At 75.0% G+C, this 14,625-nt stretch carries 22 protein-coding genes; 8 read left to right on the top strand and 14 right to left on the bottom strand.

Annotated elements, in window-relative coordinates:
• Nucleotides 1-22: 22 nt before the first annotated feature.
• Entirely contained in the window at nt 23-481 is a 459-nt protein-coding gene (locus tag PH191_RS14830; protein ID WP_274195393.1) for a MarR family winged helix-turn-helix transcriptional regulator, read from the bottom strand.
• Nucleotides 482-546: 65 nt separating this feature from the next.
• Here PH191_RS14830 and PH191_RS14835 point away from each other — a divergent pair, with 65 nt between their 5' ends.
• Together PH191_RS14835 and PH191_RS14840 are read left to right on the top strand one after the other, a co-directional pair.
• Nucleotides 547-960, top strand: a complete 414-nt coding sequence (locus PH191_RS14835) for a DUF5313 family protein (RefSeq protein ID WP_274195394.1) — start codon at nt 547-549, stop codon at nt 958-960.
• 83 nt (nt 961-1,043) lie between these two features.
• Entirely contained in the window at nt 1,044-1,481 is a 438-nt protein-coding gene (locus PH191_RS14840) for a DUF5709 domain-containing protein (protein ID WP_274195395.1), read from the top strand.
• Between the two features lie 14 nt (nt 1,482-1,495).
• Here PH191_RS14840 and PH191_RS14845 read toward each other — a convergent pair whose 3' ends face one another.
• Together PH191_RS14845 and PH191_RS14850 are read right to left on the bottom strand one after the other, a co-directional pair.
• Complete coding sequence (locus PH191_RS14845) at nt 1,496-2,425, bottom strand: FAD-dependent oxidoreductase (RefSeq protein WP_274195396.1); 930 nt, start codon at nt 2,423-2,425, stop codon at nt 1,496-1,498.
• 49 nt (nt 2,426-2,474) lie between these two features.
• On the bottom strand, nt 2,475-3,116 hold the full coding sequence (locus tag PH191_RS14850) for a polysaccharide deacetylase family protein (RefSeq protein ID WP_274195397.1): 642 nt from the start codon (nt 3,114-3,116) through the stop codon (nt 2,475-2,477).
• Nucleotides 3,117-3,152: 36 nt separating this feature from the next.
• Here PH191_RS14850 and PH191_RS14855 point away from each other — a divergent pair, with 36 nt between their 5' ends.
• Nucleotides 3,153-3,422 (top strand): hypothetical protein, encoded by a 270-nt coding sequence (locus PH191_RS14855; protein ID WP_274195398.1) that lies wholly within the window; start codon nt 3,153-3,155, stop codon nt 3,420-3,422.
• A gap of 36 nt (nt 3,423-3,458) precedes the next feature.
• On the opposite strand, the gene PH191_RS14860 is transcribed toward PH191_RS14855, so the two are convergent.
• On the bottom strand, nt 3,459-4,256 hold the full coding sequence (locus PH191_RS14860; RefSeq protein WP_274195399.1) for an enoyl-CoA hydratase/isomerase family protein: 798 nt from the start codon (nt 4,254-4,256) through the stop codon (nt 3,459-3,461).
• A gap of 16 nt (nt 4,257-4,272) precedes the next feature.
• Nucleotides 4,273-4,851, bottom strand: coding sequence for a TIGR03086 family metal-binding protein (locus tag PH191_RS14865; RefSeq protein WP_274195400.1), 579 nt, complete (start codon nt 4,849-4,851; stop codon nt 4,273-4,275).
• 48 nt (nt 4,852-4,899) lie between these two features.
• Between PH191_RS14865 and PH191_RS14870 the strand changes: the two genes are divergently transcribed.
• Nucleotides 4,900-5,238, top strand: a complete 339-nt coding sequence (locus PH191_RS14870; RefSeq protein ID WP_274195401.1) for an MmcQ/YjbR family DNA-binding protein — start codon at nt 4,900-4,902, stop codon at nt 5,236-5,238.
• Here the strand turns inward: PH191_RS14870 and PH191_RS14875 are convergent.
• A complete protein-coding gene (locus PH191_RS14875; protein WP_274195402.1) occupies nt 5,204-6,241 on the bottom strand; it encodes a sensor histidine kinase in 1,038 nt (345 codons plus the stop codon). The genes PH191_RS14870 and PH191_RS14875 overlap by 35 nt on opposite strands.
• A gap of 168 nt (nt 6,242-6,409) precedes the next feature.
• Here PH191_RS14875 and PH191_RS14880 point away from each other — a divergent pair, with 168 nt between their 5' ends.
• The gene (locus PH191_RS14880; RefSeq protein WP_274195403.1) at nt 6,410-7,138 is read left to right on the top strand and encodes an ABC transporter substrate-binding protein; all 729 of its coding nucleotides are present in this window, start codon (nt 6,410-6,412) and stop codon (nt 7,136-7,138) included.
• A 13-nt stretch (nt 7,139-7,151) separates the two neighbouring features.
• On the opposite strand, the gene PH191_RS14885 is transcribed toward PH191_RS14880, so the two are convergent.
• From PH191_RS14885 to PH191_RS14895, 3 genes are all read right to left on the bottom strand, one after another.
• On the bottom strand, nt 7,152-7,355 hold the full coding sequence (locus PH191_RS14885; RefSeq protein ID WP_274195404.1) for a DUF4236 domain-containing protein: 204 nt from the start codon (nt 7,353-7,355) through the stop codon (nt 7,152-7,154).
• An 88-nt stretch (nt 7,356-7,443) separates the two neighbouring features.
• Nucleotides 7,444-7,938, bottom strand: a complete 495-nt coding sequence (locus tag PH191_RS14890) for an SLAC1 family transporter (RefSeq protein ID WP_274195405.1) — start codon at nt 7,936-7,938, stop codon at nt 7,444-7,446.
• Nucleotides 7,935-8,603 (bottom strand): SLAC1 family transporter, encoded by a 669-nt coding sequence (locus tag PH191_RS14895; protein ID WP_274195406.1) that lies wholly within the window; start codon nt 8,601-8,603, stop codon nt 7,935-7,937. Before PH191_RS14895 ends, PH191_RS14890 begins: the two co-directional genes overlap by 4 nt.
• A gap of 71 nt (nt 8,604-8,674) precedes the next feature.
• On the opposite strand from PH191_RS14895, the gene PH191_RS14900 reads away from it, so the two are divergent.
• Nucleotides 8,675-9,571, top strand: coding sequence for a LysR family transcriptional regulator (locus tag PH191_RS14900; RefSeq protein WP_274195407.1), 897 nt, complete (start codon nt 8,675-8,677; stop codon nt 9,569-9,571).
• Here PH191_RS14900 and PH191_RS14905 read toward each other — a convergent pair whose 3' ends face one another.
• Entirely contained in the window at nt 9,572-9,958 is a 387-nt protein-coding gene (locus tag PH191_RS14905; protein WP_274195408.1) for a DUF4406 domain-containing protein, read from the bottom strand.
• Between the two features lie 48 nt (nt 9,959-10,006).
• On the opposite strand from PH191_RS14905, the gene PH191_RS14910 reads away from it, so the two are divergent.
• Together PH191_RS14910 and PH191_RS14915 are read left to right on the top strand one after the other, a co-directional pair.
• Nucleotides 10,007-10,759: a DeoR/GlpR family DNA-binding transcription regulator gene (locus tag PH191_RS14910; RefSeq protein ID WP_274195409.1), complete on the top strand. Its 753-nt coding sequence runs from the start codon at nt 10,007-10,009 to the stop codon at nt 10,757-10,759.
• A 40-nt stretch (nt 10,760-10,799) separates the two neighbouring features.
• On the top strand, nt 10,800-12,155 hold the full coding sequence (locus PH191_RS14915) for an FAD-binding oxidoreductase (RefSeq protein ID WP_274195410.1): 1,356 nt from the start codon (nt 10,800-10,802) through the stop codon (nt 12,153-12,155).
• Between the two features lie 4 nt (nt 12,156-12,159).
• Here the strand turns inward: PH191_RS14915 and PH191_RS14920 are convergent, their stop codons facing one another.
• Genes PH191_RS14920 through PH191_RS14935 form a run of 4 tightly spaced genes read right to left on the bottom strand, consistent with a single transcriptional unit; the run spans nt 12,160 to nt 14,602 of the window.
• Nucleotides 12,160-13,383 carry an MFS transporter gene (locus PH191_RS14920; RefSeq protein ID WP_274195411.1) on the bottom strand — a complete coding sequence of 408 codons (1,224 nt, stop codon included), beginning with the start codon at nt 13,381-13,383 and terminating at the stop codon, nt 12,160-12,162.
• Nucleotides 13,384-13,435: 52 nt separating this feature from the next.
• Nucleotides 13,436-14,026 (bottom strand): nitrile hydratase subunit alpha, encoded by a 591-nt coding sequence (nthA, locus tag PH191_RS14925; RefSeq protein ID WP_274195412.1) that lies wholly within the window; start codon nt 14,024-14,026, stop codon nt 13,436-13,438.
• Nucleotides 14,023-14,325 (bottom strand): SH3-like domain-containing protein, encoded by a 303-nt coding sequence (locus PH191_RS14930; RefSeq protein ID WP_274195413.1) that lies wholly within the window; start codon nt 14,323-14,325, stop codon nt 14,023-14,025. The genes nthA and PH191_RS14930 overlap by 4 nt, the downstream gene beginning before the upstream one ends.
• Nucleotides 14,318-14,602, bottom strand: coding sequence for an SH3-like domain-containing protein (locus PH191_RS14935; protein WP_274195414.1), 285 nt, complete (start codon nt 14,600-14,602; stop codon nt 14,318-14,320). The genes PH191_RS14930 and PH191_RS14935 overlap by 8 nt, the downstream gene beginning before the upstream one ends.
• Nucleotides 14,603-14,625 lie beyond the last annotated feature (23 nt).

The raw sequence follows: 14,625 nt of genomic DNA on the forward strand, positions 1-14,625 counted from the left end.
ACAGGGAGCACGCACCACGGCCCTAGCGCTGGGCGCGCCGGGCCGCGGCGATGACCTCGGTGAGCGCGCCGTGCAGGTCGCGCAGCTCGGGGAGCTCCATGTCCAGGCGCTCGACGATGGCCGGCGGGATCTGCTCGGCCTGCGCGCGCAACGCGACACCCGCCGGGGTCAGGCGCACGGCCAGCGAGCGCTCGTCGCCCGGGTCGCGCTCGCGGGTGAGGTAGCCGGCAGCCTCGAGGCGCTTGAGCAGCGGCGAGAGCGTGCCGGGGTCGAGCTCGAGCCGATGGCTGAGCTCCGTCACCGACAGCGGCGCGTCCTGCCAGAGCGCGAGCATCACGAGGTACTGCGGGTGCGTGAGGTTCATCGGCTCGAGCAACGGCCGGTACACCGAGATCACGGTGCGGGCCGCGACCGCGAGCGCGAAGCAGACCTGGTTCTCGAGGGCCAGCGGATCGAGGTCCTCCAGAGCGGTGTCGCCCATCCCACGTCCCCTCGTCGCCGGTTCGTGGTCATAATACTGGTGTGCAAACCATTGGTGCACCAACGATGGAGACCGATGTGACCGTCCGCCGCCCGAACCCCCTGCAGTGGCTCTGGTACGCCTTCGGTGGGTCGTTGCCGGCGCGGTACGCGCCGTGGGTGCTGCGCGACACCACCTGCCGCACGTGGTGGCTGCGCCACCTCCTGCGCGCGGTCGTGCAGATCTCCCCGTTCGTCATCGCGATCGTCGTGCTCGTCCCCGGCCCGCTCTGGCTGCGCCTCATGTGCTCCCTCGGCGGGGCGATCATGGGTCTGATCTTCTCGATCAGCTACCTGCACGAGACCGCCGAGCACCGCCTGGTCAAGGCCGGGTACCCGGCGGGCACAGGCCCCGCGACGCGCGCGGAGCGCACGGCCGAGAAGGACGCCGCGGCGGCCGAGCGCTACGCCAGCCGGTACCGGACCCCGCCGGCCGACTGACGGCCACAGACACATCGGCCTCAGGCACACCGGCCAGGGGCACACCGGCCAGGGGCACACCGGCCCCGGGCACACTGGGGCACGTGACCACGCCCGACACCCCCGACGGGGACGACCCCGACACCGACGACGACACCGTCTTCGAGCAGCTCGACGAGGCCGAGTCCCTCGACAACCCCGACCTCGACGACCCTCTCGACGAGGGCATCTCCCCGAACGAGCAGCCCTGGGGCACGACGGCCTGGGGCGTCACGCCCGAGGAGGAGGAAGAGGGCGAGCCGCTGGCCGACCGCCTGCGCCGCGAGGTGCCCGACGACGAGGACACCGACGACGGCGACGGCCTCGGCGACGAGTCCGACACCGACGGCGAGCTCCGCGACGACGAGGTCGGCGACGAGCGCTCCGGGCGGCTCGTCCTGAGCGAGGACGGCGAGGACTTCTTCGCCGAGGACGTCGGCGTCGACGGTGCCGGGGCGAGCGCCGAGGAGGCCGCGATCCACCTGGTGGACGACGAGCGCTGACACCCGGCGCGAGGTCAGGCGACCAGGCGCACGACCTCGTCGGCCACGCCCCACGACACGGTGACGCCCACCCCGCCGTGGCCGTAGGCGTGGACGACGCCCCGGTCGTCGACCTCGACCCGCGGAGACGGCCGCACCGGGCGCCACCCGACCTCGCGGCCGAGCACCCGGGCGTCGGCGAGGCGCGGCTCGACGGCGATCGCGCGGGCGAGGATCTCCTCGGCCACCTGCGCGTCGGGGGTCTCGTCGTCGGGCGGCAGGGCCGCGCCACCCACGACGACGCGGCCGGGGTGCGGGAAGACGTTGGTCCAGCGCGGGGAGGCGACGACCTCCATCGAGAACTCCTCGATGCCGGCGTCGGCGAGCACGACGTGGACGCCGCGCACCCCGGTCACCGTCGGGTCCCCGGCGAGCTCCCCGGCCCCGCTGCCCGCGGCGTTCACCACCACGCGTCCGGGCTCCGCGGTGTCGGTGACGTCGGCGAGGTCGGCGACGTGTCGCTGCTCGACGACGACCCCGAGCCGCGCGGCCCGGTCCGCCAGGTGTCCGAGGTAGGTCGGCATGTCGGCGAACGGGAGGGTGACGGCCATGCCGACGCGGCCCCGCGTCTCGTCCGGGCCGAGCGCCCGGAAGTCCGGGAGCACCCGGGCCCACGGCGGCAGCTCGTCCGCGACGTCGACGTGGATCCGGCCATGGAGCCGGTGGATGCCGGTCGCGGGGTCCTCGGCGAGCTCCTCGAAGACCGGGGTGGAGCGCTCGGTCCACGCCGTCAGCGGGTCGTCGGGGCCGGCCCCGCTGATCCCGAGCATCGCGCCGGCCGCCACGGACGTCGTGTCCTCCACCGCCCGATCGGTGAGCACCCGGACCCGGTGACCCGCCTCGGCCAGCCGGATCGCGCTCGACAGGCCGATCACCCCGGCACCCACCACCACGACGTCGCTCATGGTCGACATCATGGCGCCACCGGCCGGGGCGCGGCTTGGACGAATCCGATCACCGCGCGAGCTCCGAGAGCGTGACCGCCGTCAGTCCGCGTCGCCCGGTGCGCGCGAGCAGGGCGTCGACGGTGCCGGCGACCGCCTCGCGCCCCGGGCCTTCGTGCAGGACGACGACGGCGCCGTGCCGGACCACCGCGTCCAGCCACCGCGGAGTCCCCGCCGTCCCGGCGCCGGCCCCGGCGACCGCCACCGCGCTGCCGAGCACGGCGCGCAGGCCCTCCGCCTCGGCGATCGCGAGGTGCTCCGCCGTCGGCCACCCGGAGCCCGACCGGAACCACCGCACCGGGGCGTGCGCCTCCAGCGTCCGCTGGGAACGGCGCAGCGAGTCCCGGAACGCCTGCTCCTCCAGGCGCCAGCTCGGCTCGTCGCGCCAGGTGTGGTTCCCGAGCTCGTGGCCCTCGCCCACGAGGCGGGCGACGAGGTCGGGGTGGCGCTCGGCCCGCTCGCCGAGGACGAAGAACGTCGCGCGGGCGCCCCGCCGCGCCAGCACCTCCAGCAGGGCCGGGGTCGTCGACGGGTCGGGCCCGTCGTCGATCGTCAGGGCGAAGAGTGGCGCCCGCGTCGGGACGGCGAACAGCACCCGTCCGCGCAGGACCGGGCCGAGCGCACGAGCGACCACACGGACGAACGGAGCCACGGGTTGATCCAACTCCTGCGGGGGAACGGGGGCCGTATGAGCGAAGCGAGCCGGGTGTCGCGGGTGGACGTCGACGGCCGGGAGTACGAGATCGAGGTCGACCACAGCACGTGGACCGGCGGCATCGAGGTACGCCGGAACGCCGAGGTGGTCGCGACCGGCCGGTTGTGGCTCACGGCGAAGCGCTTCGAGGTCCCGATCGGCACCAGCACGGCGCTGGTCGAGGTCGAGTCCGCCTACGCCGGGTTCGCCGCGCGCAGCGAGCTGCACCTCGACGGGCGCTACGTCGAGCCGTTGCGGGGCTGAGTCCGTTCGCTGGACCCGCCCGCCGGGTCCGCCCGCTCACTCGCCCCGGAACGTCGCCTTCCCGTGGCCCTGCTCGACGAACGACGCCATCGCGTTCTGCAGGTCGGTGGTGGCGAACAGCTGCCCCGCGGCGCCCGGCGTCACGCGGTGGGCCGCCTCGAGGCCGCCCTCGGCGAGGTGGCGCAGGATCTCCTTGGTGGCCGCGTGCGCCGTCGTCGGGCCGGCGGCCAGGGAGGTCGCGAGCTCGCGGGCGGCGTCGTCGAAGCCGTCCTCGGGCAGCAGCCGGTCGACCACGCCCCAGCGCTCGAGCTCCTCGGCGCCGAATCGCTCGGCGGTCATCACCAGGAGGCGCGCCCGGCCCGGGCCGGCGCGCTCGGCCAGGCGCTGCGTGCCGCCCATGGCCGGGGTCAGGCCCACGGTGGCCTCGACCAGCCCGAACGAGGCGCGCGGGCTCGCGACGATGAGGTCGCACGCCAGGGCCACCTCGAACGCCCAGGTCAGCGTCAGCCCGTGCGCGGCGAAGACCGTCGGGAACGGCAGCCGGTGGATCCGCCGGCCCAGGTCGACGAGCTCGTCGAAGTAGCGGGTGCCGGCGTCGACGTCACCGGCCTGGGCCATGGGGTGGAAGATCTGCTTGACGTCGACGCCGCCGCTGACGACCTTGCCCTCGGCGCGCACCAGCGCCGCGCGGGGCCGTGCGTGCTCCACCTCGGCGACGGCATCGCGCAGCGCCTCGTGCAGGGCATGGTCGTAGAGGTTCAGCGGCGGGTGGTCGACGGTCACGAGGGCCAGGCCTGCGGGATCGACATCGACCGTCACGGGGCGGGTCGTCATGACCGGAGAACCTGCCCTACCCGCGCCGGCCGAGCAGCGCGAGCAGCTCGTCGCGCGCCGTGTCGCCGGCGGGAGGCACCGGCTCGCCCCACAGGCCCGCGCCGGTGAGCATGATCGGGTCGCTGCGGATGTAGGCCAGCGCGCGGTCGACGCCGACCTCGTCCAGCGTCTCGTCGAGCCCCGCACCGCGGGCGAGGTCCCACTCGTGGACGGTCAGGTCGAGCAGCATCTGCTCGGCGTACTCCCCGACCGGGAGCCACCCGAACGACGTGTGCACCCGCGCGCCGTGCCCCTCGGTGGCGGTCCACGACGGCCGCGACCGGGCGACGGCGCGCCGCCACGCCCCGGGCGGATCGCCCTGGAGCAGGTCGCCGTCGTACCGGTCGCCGACCTCGTCCATCGGCGTCCCGGCCAGGACGTGCGGCGCCCAGAGGTGCTCGAAGCAGAGGTGGGCGACGAGATCGCGCACGGACCACTCGGAGCAGGGCGCCGGGGCGTCCCATCCCGCAGGATCGACAGCACGGAGCCGGTTCGTGAACCGGTCCATGGCGGCGGGCACCAGGGCACGGGGGTCGGCGCTGTGGGGGTCGGCCATGGGGACGACCCTCCTCGCCAGGACCCGCGTCTGGGAAGCTCACCGGCGATGGCCGACGTGCACGACGTCCGTCGACTCGCCCTGGGGCTCGACGGCGTGGAAGAGATCGACAGCGACGGCTTCGACTTCCGCGTGGAGGGTCGGGGCTTCGTCTGGTCGTACCCGGACCGCAGCGGCGGGCGCCGCGTGCTGCGCACCGACGTCGCCGTGCTGTTCGTCGGCGACGAGGCCGAACGGCAGGCGCTGCTGCTCGGCGAGCCCGATCTGTTCTTCTCGACCCCGTCCTACGAGGGGTTGCCGCTGGTGATGCTGCGTCTGGAGAAGGTGGACGTCGCGCGGCTGACCGAGCTGGTCACGGACGCCTGGCTGATGCGCCGCGAGCGCTGAGGTCCGGCGCGGCCGGGAGGCACGCCGTCATCCGCACCGTCGTCCCGTCCGACGGGTCGCTGTGGATCTGCACGAGGTCGCACAGCTGGTGGGCGAGGCTCAGGCCGTACCCGCGCCCCTCGGCGGGGCCGGCGCGGTGCCGCCCGACGAGGGGGTCGGGGATCCATCCGCTGTCTTGCACCTCGCACACGACCGCGGCGGGCTCCCCCGCGCCGCGGCCCGGCTCGCGCGTCCACAGCGCGAGCAGGCCCGGGCGCCCGGTGTGCACCACGGTGTTCACCGCGACCTCGTAGGCGGCGAGGCTCAGGTCGGCGGCGCGGTCCTCGTCGAGCCCGGCCCGCAGCGCGTGCTCGGCGACGGCCCGGCGCACCACCCGCGGCCCGTCCGGTGCGGCGAACACCAGCGTCTCGCCGACCTCCTCGGGCTCGGCGAGCGGTCCGCTGACCCACTGCGCGAGTTCCGCGGGGTCGGCGTAGTGCGTGCTCGCCGAGCTGGTGCCCCGCTCGAGGATGACCGGGTGTGTGCGTTCCGCGTCGGCCACCACCGCCGGGGCGAGCGCGGTGGTGTCGTACGGGCAGAGGACCGTGGCGCGGCGGTCGGCGAGCGCGACGTTGATCAGCGCCTCGTGCTGCACGGCTGCGGCGTACTCTGCCGGGCTGCGGCCGGCCCAGATCGGCTCGCCGATGATCCGCACGCGCCGACCGGCGTGCTCGTCCACGAACGCCCGCAGCACGCCGGCGATGATGCGCCCGGGGTTGCGGCCGGCGACCGTCATGTCGTGGAAGACGACGTCGCAGGCCTGCGGGCCCAGCGCGGCGTGCACGAGGTCGAGCCGGTGCGGCGGCGCCGCCATCATCACCGGCTCACCGGCGTCGAGCCCCTCGCGCAGGAACGGCACGGTGCCGGCGAGATAGGCCTCGTCGTCGGCGTAGAACAGCGCGGGATGGACCAGCGTGTCGGCACCACCCTGGTGGTGCCGACCGTGCTCATCGTCCGCGCTCATGGTCGCCATTCCGGCCGTCGCTCTCTGACGGACGACATCTTGCCTGGTCGCGGCTCTGAACACCGCTTTCACCCGGCGTTTCCACCCGGATACCGGCGAGCGGCGCAGCCTCGGCGGTGGATGCCCGAGGACCTTCCCCCGACCGCACCAGCCGAGCACACTGCCGACGTGGACGAGGGGACGCTGCGGGTCGGCTCGGCGCTGCCCGACCCACCCTTCGAACTCGACGGGCAGGAGGGCGCTGCCGTCGGATTCGACCCGGCCGTCCTGCAGGCCGTCGCCACGGCGCTGGGCCGGGAGCTCGTGCTCGTCCGCGACGCGGCCGACGACTTCGACGGCATCTTCGCGGGCCTCGACCGCGGCGACTACGACGTGGTCGCCTCCGGCGCGACGATCACCGAGCACCGCCGCACCCTCGCCCGCTTCTGCCGGCCGTACGTGCGCTCCGGGCAGAGCCTCGTCGTCGACCGCGAGCGGAACCCGGATCTGCACGGCGTCGACGACCTCGTCGGCCGCACGGTCGGCGTGCAGCACGGCAACACCTCCGAGCCGGTGGCCGACGACCTCGCCCGCACCGGGCGCATCGCCGGCGTCCACCGCTATGCCTACCGCGACATCCTGACCGCACTCGACGACCTCGCCGCCGGCCGGATCGACGCGTTCATGAAGCTCGAACCCGTGATGCGGTGGCTGACCCGCGACCGGCCGTCGCTGGCCGTGGTCCAGACCGGGATCACCCGCGAGGACCTGGGGGTGGCCGTGCGCCGCGACGACGCCGGGCTCGCCGGGCGGATCGACGACGCCCTCGACGGGCTGCGCGCCGACGGCACGCTCGCCCGCCTGGGACGGCAGTGGCTCGGCACCGGTGAGCCGGGCACCACGACGTCCGTGGTGTGAGCTGTCCTGTGAGTTACCGGCGGCCCTTGCTCTGCCAGTAGCCAGGGCCGGGGGTGTCGACGGTGTGCCGCCGGCTCTTCGCGTTCCAGGACCAGCGTCCGGCGCCGAGTCCCCAGCTGACGCCGTCGGGCCCGGCGTGGAGCCGGACCGGGCCGAGCTTGAACGTCCGCCGCAGGTGGTGGCGGGGGTGGACGTGGGGCAGCAGTCGGAATCCCATGGAGCCTCCTTCGTCGTCAGGACAACGGCTGCCCGACGAGCCGAGTTCCCGAACGACGCCGAACGGACGAATCGGTCAGGCGAATCGGTCAGGCGAACAGGTGCCCGCGGACCAGACCCCCGTGCACGGTGCGGACGAACACGACGACCCACGCGACGAGGAGCACGACGTAGAGCACGACCGCGGCGCCCGCGAGCGCGGGCAGCGGGAGGCGGGCGGCAAGGGCGCTGGTACCGGTGACGCAGGTGCCGACGGGGAACGTGAAGCTCCACCACGTCAGCGAGAACGGCAGGCCGCGGCGGGCGGTGCGGATCGTGACGGCCGTGGCGAGGGCGAGCCAGAGCATCGCGAAGCCCCAGACGGGCACGCCGTAGAGCAGGCCGAGCACCGCGGCCCCGGTGGCGTAGGGCTCGGGCAGGCTGCCGGCGGCCTCGCCGCCGAGCAGGTTCGCGGCGGTCACCGACTGGCCGAGCGGGCCGAGCACGATCCACATCGTCGGCACCGCCGCGGCCGGGCCGGCGCCGTGGACGACGAGCTTGTGCCAGATCTGGGGCAGGATCGCGAGCGTGGCGAGCAGGCTCATCCCGAACATCGCGTAGCAGGCCAGCAGCAGCGTCGTCCGGCCCGTGCCCGCGTCCAGGTGCGCAGGAGCAGGGCCCCGTCGGCGGCCGAGACCATGGGCGGCACCACCGGCATCAGCCAGCCGCCGAACACGCCGTCGGCGCCGATCTCGTGCTCGGTGATCATCCGGTACGGGATCCAGACGGCCGTGACCAGCCCGATCGCGGTGCCGACACCCCAGAGCACGCTGCTGAGGGTCACCGCCGTGCCAACCCCGAGCACCGGGCCGCCGAGCAGCACGGTCCCGGCGCCGACGGTCATCACGGCCATCGCGACCGCCCCGAAGGACTGGGCCATCACCGGGTTGCTCGCGTGGCGGCGGGCCGCGGCGGGGTGACGCAGCCAGTGCACGGCCCACGCCGCGACGAGCGCGACGAGCAGCACCGACGCGAGGCCCCAGACGACGGTCGCGAACACCCGCAGACCGGGGACCGCCACCGGCAGGCCCGCCGCGGCGCCGCCGACGACGCCGGTGCCCATGACGGTCGAGAACCAGTTCGGGCCGAGGTTCGCGACCACCGCACCCGGACGCTCGAGGTCCCGGAGGAGGAGGCGCGGACGAGCGACCGGGGCCGTCGTGGGAGCAGCCGTGAGGGTCGTCGGTCGCTCGTCGCTCATCACCGTCATGACCGGAATGCTGGTGCCGCGCGACGTTCCCGAGTAGGTGGCCCGACCTCGTGCACCCATAAGCTGCGGTTGTGCCTCTACCGCCCCGGGTGGCCGACCTCGGCCCCTACGACCTGCTGCTCTCGGTCGCCGAGCGCGGCAGCATGGGCCGCGCGGCGGCCGCGCACGGCGTCTCCCAGGCGGCGGTCAGCGCCCGCGTCCGCTCCCTCGAGGCCGCCCTCGGCGTGACGCTGCTCGAGCGCTCGCCGCGCGGGACCACGCTGACCCCGGCCGGGGCGCTCGTCGCGGGGTGGGCGCGGTCCGCGGTCGACGCGGCCGAGGCGCTGGAGGCCGGGATCGCCTCGCTGCGCGCCGAGCAGTCGAGCCGCCTACGGGTGGCCGCGAGCCTCACGGTGGCCGAGTACCTGCTCCCCCGCTGGCTGGTCGCCCTGCGGACCCGCAACCCCGGCACCGCGGTGTCGCTGTCGTCGCAGAACTCCACCGACGTCGCCGCCGACGTGCTCGCCGACCGCGCCGACGTCGGCTTCGTCGAGGCGCCGACCGTGCCCGACGAGCTCGACGCCCAGGTCGTGGCGCGGGACCAGCTCACCGTCGTCGTCTCCCCCGACCACCCCTGGGCCCGCCGCCGGCACGGGATCGACGCCGCCCGCCTGGCCACCACCCCGCTCGTGGCCCGGGAGCACGGCTCGGGGACGCGGTCGCACCTCGAGCGGGCGATCGGTCCGCTCGCCGAGCCCGTCCTCGAGCTGGCCTCGACCACGGCGATCAAGAACGCGGCGGCGGGCGGGGTGGCGCCCGCGGTGCTCAGCTCGCTGGCCGTCGCCCCGGACCTCGCCGCCGGCACCCTCGTCGCCGTCCCGGTCCGCGGGGTGGCGCTGCACCGCACGCTGTCCGCCGTCTGGCACCGCGGCCGCCCGCTGACCGGGCCGTCGGAGGATCTCGTGCGGATCGCGACGGGCTCGGGCTGATCAGGCGACGTCGGCGGGGGTCTCCGAGACCTCCGGGATCTCGTCGATCGAGGTGTAGACGGGGAGGCCCTCCGCGCGGGCGATCGCGACGTCCTGGTCCGCACCGCGGGACTCTCCGGGCAGGCGGAGGACGGCGTCGCAGTGCTGCAGCAGCCGCTCGGCCGTCGGGTACATGACCTGCTCCGCGAGCGGGTCGGCGATCCCGTCCGCGCCCGCGCTCGCGAGCACGGGCAGCGCCACCCACTCGCCGATCATCGGGACGTGTCCCTTGGCGAAGATCGGCCACGCCGCCTCCTCGAGGCGGTGGAGGTTGCGGGCGAGGAGGGCGGGGTCGTCGCCCGTGCCCGAGCGGTAGGGACCAGCGATGAGAATGAGGAGACTGTTCACGAACGAGGACGGTAGTATGGGGAAACACGGGAAAACAAGGAGAAAAACGTGCTGACAGCGCAGCGTCGCGATCTGTTGCTGGAGCGGCTCCGCCGCGACGGGCGCCTCGTGGCCCGCGACGTCGCCGCCGAGCTCGGCGTCAGCGACGACATGATTCGTCGCGACCTGCGCGAGCTCGCGGGCGCCGGGCTCGTCCAGCGGGTGTACGGCGGCGCCCTGCCCGTCTCCCCCGCGGTCGCGGACTACTCCGCGCGCACTGCGCTGGCCGGGAACTCGAAGCAGCGGGTGGCCGCCGCCGCAGCGGGACTCGTCACCCCCGGCGCCGTCGTCGTCCTCGACGGCGGCACCACCGCGCTCGCCGTGGTGGACGCACTCCCCCGCGACCTGCGCGCCACCGTCGTGACCCACAGCCCCACCATCGCGGTCGCCCTCGTCGGCCACCTCGGGATCGAGGTCGAGATCCTCGGCGGCCGGCTCTTCCGGCACTCGCTCGTGGCGTACGGCGCCAGCGCCGTCGAGGCCGCTGCGGGCGTGCGCGCCGACCTCTTCCTCCTCGGCGTCACCGGGGTCCAGGCCGAGGCCGGACTGACCACCGGCGACCGCGAGGAGGCCGCGATGAAGCGGGCGCTCGCCGCCCGCGCGGGCGACACCTACGTGCTCGCGAGCTCCGAGAAGATCGGCGCGGCCTCGCCGTTCGAGGTGCTCCCGATCGACGCCGTCAGTGGGATCGTCACCGACGCCGAGGACGGCCCTGGGCTCGCGGCGCTCGTCGAGTCCGGAGCGCCGATCGTGCAGGCCTGATCGTTTCGCCGGAGCGGGGTCGCTGACTACGGTCGGACGCATGCCCGACGACCTCGCCTCCCGGGTCGCCGGGCCCGTCCTGCACCCCGGGGACGACGGGTACGCCGAGGAGCTCGCGGGCTTCGACCTCGCCGTCAGCCAGCGCCCCGCGGTCGTCGTCGGCGCGACGGGGGCCGCCGACGTGATCGCGGCCGTGCGGTACGCCCGCGACGCGGGGCTCGCGGTCGGCGTGCAGGCGACCGGCCACGGCATCACCGTCCCCGCCGACGACGTCCTGCTGATCACCACCCGGCGCGCCGACGCCGTACTGGTCGACCCGTCCGACGGCACCGCGTGGGTCGAGGCCGGCGCGATCTGGAGCCGCGTGCTGCACGAGGCGGCGCCGTTCGGCCTGGCCCCGCTCGCGGGCTCCGCGCCGGCGGTCGGCGCCGTCTCCTACACCCTCGGCGGCGGGATCGGGGTGCTCGGCAGGCGCTGGGGGTTCTCCGCCGACCACGTCCGACGGCTCGACGTCGTCACCGCCGACGGCGTCCCGCGTCGCGTGACCGCCCAGGACCACCCGGACCTGTTCTGGGCGCTGCGCGGCGGCGGCGGCAACGTCGGGGTCGTCACCGGGATGCAGGTCGGGCTCGTGGAGCTCGCCGAGGTCTACGGCGGCGGGCTGTTCTTCGCGGGGGAGGACGCCGGCGCGGTCCTGCCGGCCGTGGTCGACGCCTGCCGCGATGCCCCCGACGAGGTCAGCCTGTCGGTGGCGATGGTGTCGTTTCCCGACCGCCCCGCCGTGGGCCCCCTGCGCGGCCGGTGGTCGTGCTGGGTCCGGGTCACCTCGTCGGGCACCCCGGCGCGCTGCGAGGAGGTCATCGCGCCGATCCGCGCGGCGGCGACCCCGTTCCTCGACACGGTGCGGACCATGCCCGTCACCGACCTCGGGACGATCCACAACGACCCCGTGACCCCGACGGCCACGAACAGCCACTCCCTCACGCTGCGCCGCGTCGACGCCGACACGGTCGCGACGCTGCTGCGCCACGCCCGGCCCGACACGCCCTTCGTCATCGAGGTGCGCCAGCTCGGCGGCGCGCTGGGCCGCGAGCCCGCCGTCCCGAACGCGGTCGGGCACCGCGGCGCGGTCGCCACCCTCTACGTCACGGCCTACCCGCACCCCACCGGACCGTCGGCGTCCGACGGCGCCGCGGAGCGGGCCCTGATCGCCGACCTCGCGCCGTGGAGCGACGGCGGGGCGCTCGTCAACTTCCTGGCCGGCGCCCACGTCGGCACCGACGACGTCCGCGCCGCCTACGAGCCCGACCTCTGGGACCGCCTCGTCGAGATCAAGACGGCCTGGGACCCGGACAACGTCTTCCGGATCAACCACAACGTCCCGCCGGCGCGGTAGAACATCACCGGCCGGCCGGCACCTCCGCGGGCAGGTCCCGGGCCCGCGCCGCGTCCCGGTGGCGCAGCAGCATCCGGCGGCCCACCAGCACCCCGATCCCGGCGATGAGCATCGCGACGGCGGCGACGACCCACGCCGCCGCGAAGGAGATCCCGGTGGCGAGCAGCCCGAACCCGACCGGGCCGAGGCACCCGCCCGCGTACACCCCGACCTGCACGATCGCGGTGGCCGCCGCCGGGGCGGACGGGTTGAGGCGCACCACGGCGAACTGCAGCAGGCCGGGCCACGACCAGCCGAGACCGAAGCCCAGGACGGTGCCGACGACCAGGGCCACCGACCCCGGCACCGCGAGCAGGACGACCCCGGCGGCACCGAGCAGCAGGGAGCCGGCGACCACCGCGACGTGACCGCCCGCGCGGCGGTCCGCGAGCCAGCCGTGGAGCATGCGCATCACGACGGCGACGACGCTGCCGAGGGTCAGGACGAGGCCGGCGAGGCCCGGGGCCACGCCCTGGTCGACCGCGGAGGCCACCAGGAAGATGCTCAGGCCGGTGGAGCTCGCGGCGCCGAGACCCGCCGCGATCCCGACCACGGCCAGGGCGCCGGTCGCGCGATCCGCCTTCCCGGCCGCCGAGCGCTCCTCCGGCCCGGACCCGCGGGGCGCGACGGCCAGGGCGCCGAGCGCCATCCCGGCGGCGATCACGTAGGCCCAGCGCCACCCGACGGTCAGACCCACGGCGGGCACGGCCAGGCCCGCGAGCAGCGTCGCCAGCGGGACGCACGCCTGCTTGACCCCGAACGACAGCCCGAGGCGACGGGCCGGCATCGCCCGGGCCAGCGTGAGGTTCGTGCTGAGCTGGCCCATGACGTTGGTCCACGCCCCGAGCAGCACGATCGCCACGACGGCCGCGTAGCTGCGCGCGAGGGCCGCGATCAGCAGCATCGAGATCGCGGCCCCCACCAGCGCGATCCGGCTCGTGCGCCGCGACCCGAGCTTCTCGACCAGCTTCCCCACCGGCAGCGACACCAGCGCGGACACGCCGAAGTACGCCGAGACGATGAGGCCCAGCGCCGCCGGGTCGAAGCCCAGCTCGGCGCCGACCTGCACCGAGAGCGCGCCGAGCAGGAAGATCGGCAGCACCGTCGCGGTGGTGATCGCGACGGCGCCGGACCCGACGCGCACCGCCGACTGCGGCTCCGTCTCCGGCGGCGCTGGCTGCTCTGGCATCGTGAGCAACGCTAACCGAATGCCGGGGTCCCGTGGCGCCGGCTGAGCAGCGTCACACAGCAGCGGTGCCGATCAGCCCCTTGCGCGTCACGAGTGCGGCGAGCTCCTGCTCGGACAGGCCGTCGGTGCCCTCCGGACGGCGCGGCACCACCATGTAGCGCGTCTCGGCGCTCGCGTCCCAGACGGTGATGCGCACGGCGTCGGGCAGCTCGAGGCCGAACTCCCGCAGGACACCGCGGGGGTCACGGACCACCCGCGACCGGTAGGCCTCGCTCTTGTACCAGGTCGGCGACGGCCCGAGCAGCGACACGGGGTAGCACGAGCACAGCGTGCAGACGACGACGTGGTGCTCGTCGGCGGTGTTCGCGACGGCGACCAGCGGCTGCACCTGCAGGCCGGCCGCCATCGACATCCCGAGCTCCTCGATCGCGGTGCTCGCGTCGGCGAGCAGGCGCTCACGGAACCCCGGGTCGACCCAGGCCCGCGCCACGATCGCCGCGCCGTTGGCCGGGGAGCCGCCCGCGGCGAACGCGTCGATGCGCTCGTCGAGCTCACCGTCCGCCAGCCACCCGCGCTCCTCCAGCAGCGTCTCCACGTGCCGGACCCGCGCGGCGAGCGGTCCGTCGTCGTGCGTCGTGCTCATCGTGGGTCCCCCTCCGGGTCAGCGGGTTCCAGGTAGTCCTCCCAGAGCTCGACGACGACGGCGTGGTCGCGGCCGTCCTCGCCGGGGCCGAAGAGGTCGGCGGCCCGGAACCGCACCTGGTGCACGGGCCGCGGGGCGGAGTCGAGACCCTGGGCGCGCTCGTCGGCCAGCGGGTGCCGGCCGCAGGTGCCGACGATCTCGCCGCACACCCCGCGCGCGTAGCGCGGCAGCCGGGTGTGCCCGGGCGGGTCGGCGGTGCGGGTCCGGACGCGGTCGCCCGGCGCGAAGCGATCAGCCACCGGCCAGCTCCTCCGTCGTGGCGATCCCCTTCTCCGCGAGCAGCGTGGTGATCGCGTGGAACCACTTCTCGTAGTACGAGGACGCCAGGTACTCCGCCGGCGGCATCCGCTCGATGGCGTCGCGGAACTCGTCGAGGTTGTAGACACCGCGACGCAGCAGCACGCCGTTGAGGGCGAAGACGTGCGCCTCCCAGTCGGCATGGAAGGCCGGCTCGTCGGGCTCCTCGATCACGGCCGGGAACCCGACCATCCCGCCCACGTCGTTGATGCGACTCACAGGCCGTTCCTACCGCAGACGGG

The sequence above is a fragment of the Actinomycetospora callitridis genome (assembly GCF_028737265.1).
In the GTDB taxonomy this organism is placed as follows: domain Bacteria; phylum Actinomycetota; class Actinomycetes; order Mycobacteriales; family Pseudonocardiaceae; genus Actinomycetospora; species Actinomycetospora callitridis.

Coding starts and splice junctions, on each gene's coding strand:
- PH191_RS14860 (WP_274195399.1), bottom strand. CDS start 4,256: ATGACGACCCGCCCCGTGACGGTCGATGTCGATCCCGCAGGCCTGGCC.
- PH191_RS14895 (WP_274195406.1), bottom strand. CDS start 8,603: ATGACGGTGATGAGCGACGAGCGACCGACGACCCTCACGGCTGCTCCC.
- PH191_RS14845 (WP_274195396.1), bottom strand. CDS start 2,425: ATGAGCGACGTCGTGGTGGTGGGTGCCGGGGTGATCGGCCTGTCGAGC.
- PH191_RS14915 (WP_274195410.1), top strand. CDS start 10,800: ATGCCCGACGACCTCGCCTCCCGGGTCGCCGGGCCCGTCCTGCACCCC.
- PH191_RS14890 (WP_274195405.1), bottom strand. CDS start 7,938: ATGAGCCTGCTCGCCACGCTCGCGATCCTGCCCCAGATCTGGCACAAG.
- PH191_RS14835 (WP_274195394.1), top strand. CDS start 547: ATGGAGACCGATGTGACCGTCCGCCGCCCGAACCCCCTGCAGTGGCTC.
- PH191_RS14830 (WP_274195393.1), bottom strand. CDS start 481: ATGGGCGACACCGCTCTGGAGGACCTCGATCCGCTGGCCCTCGAGAAC.
- PH191_RS14885 (WP_274195404.1), bottom strand. CDS start 7,355: ATGGGATTCCGACTGCTGCCCCACGTCCACCCCCGCCACCACCTGCGG.
- PH191_RS14870 (WP_274195401.1), top strand. CDS start 4,900: ATGGCCGACGTGCACGACGTCCGTCGACTCGCCCTGGGGCTCGACGGC.
- nthA (WP_274195412.1), bottom strand. CDS start 14,026: ATGAGCACGACGCACGACGACGGACCGCTCGCCGCGCGGGTCCGGCAC.
- PH191_RS14920 (WP_274195411.1), bottom strand. CDS start 13,383: ATGCCAGAGCAGCCAGCGCCGCCGGAGACGGAGCCGCAGTCGGCGGTG.
- PH191_RS14875 (WP_274195402.1), bottom strand. CDS start 6,241: ATGAGCGCGGACGATGAGCACGGTCGGCACCACCAGGGTGGTGCCGAC.
- PH191_RS14855 (WP_274195398.1), top strand. CDS start 3,153: ATGAGCGAAGCGAGCCGGGTGTCGCGGGTGGACGTCGACGGCCGGGAG.
- PH191_RS14865 (WP_274195400.1), bottom strand. CDS start 4,851: ATGGCCGACCCCCACAGCGCCGACCCCCGTGCCCTGGTGCCCGCCGCC.